Below are 1,012 nucleotides of genomic sequence, written 5' to 3' on the forward strand. Positions count from 1 at the left end.
GGCCGAGGCGATCAGCACCACGGAAACGGAAAGGCAGGCAAGGGCCGCGAACGGGAAGGGCGGCGCCCCGCCTGCGCTCGCCTTCGGCCTCGTCGCCTCCGGCGTGTCGAGCACGATGAAACTTGCCAGCGCCATGGCTGCGCCGCCGAGGGTGAAGATGCCGAAGGCCCAGCGCCATGACAAAAGCTCGGTCATGATCGCGCCGAGCAATGGTCCGCTGAAGGCGGCGACGCCCCAGATCGCCGACATGATGCCGAAAAGCTGCGGCCAGATGGCGCGCGAGAACAGTCGTTCGACCGAGACGAAGGCCAGCGACACCAGCGCACCGCCGCCAAGTCCTTCGATCAGGCGGCCGGCGAGGAACAGTTGCATGGAAGGCGAGGTGGCGCAGATCAGGGCGCCTGCTGCGTAGAGCAGGGCTGCGACCACCATGTTGGTGCGCAAGGGGACATAACTCACCAGCCGTCCGGCGGCCGCGCCGGCAACGATGGCACCGAGTTCGTAGATCGCCAGCGACCAGCCGACGAGCTGCACGCCCGCCAGTTCGCCGACCATGGCCGGCATCACCGTTGCCACCATCGTCTCGTTGGTGGCGTGCAACAGGATGCCGAGGCTGATGAAGCAGAAGCGCGCCAGGTCGCCGCTTGCCCATAATCCGCGCCAGTCGACCTTGTTTGTGCTGATCTCGGTCATTTCCACCCCTGTCTTGCATATCTCGACGCCAGCGCAGGACGCCAGAAGCCAGTGCGGCTTTCCGGCAGGACCATGCGGTTCGACAGCGCCGGATCGGGCGCCGCATCGAGGCGTTGTTTCGTTCGGGGCAGGCTTGTAAAACCTCAACCGGGGTTGAGCTCAAGCGGTTTTTTGAGGACCGTTCGCGCGGCAGCCTTTCCGATTGGCGGGTTCGTTGCGCGATCAGTTCTCGGTGCTGCGCAGCTGGAACTGGCTGACGCCGATCGCGAGGTTCATGCCGGTCTGCGTCTGCAAGCTGAGCGGCTGCAAGGTGAAGGCT

General features: G+C 65.3%; 2 protein-coding genes. Both read right to left on the bottom strand.

Annotated elements, in window-relative coordinates; translation table 11 throughout:
• On the bottom strand, window positions 1-693 hold a 693-nt coding region (locus tag EN991_RS28050), incomplete at its 3' end, for an MFS transporter (protein WP_127369974.1).
• 222 nt (window positions 694-915) lie between these two features.
• The coding region (locus tag EN991_RS41145; RefSeq protein WP_245461091.1) for a DUF992 domain-containing protein at window positions 916-1,012 on the bottom strand (97 nt) is incomplete at its 5' end.

Origin of the sequence: Mesorhizobium sp. M7A.F.Ca.US.005.03.2.1, assembly GCF_003997795.1 — a bacterium.
In the GTDB taxonomy this organism is placed as follows: domain Bacteria; phylum Pseudomonadota; class Alphaproteobacteria; order Rhizobiales; family Rhizobiaceae; genus Mesorhizobium; species Mesorhizobium ciceri.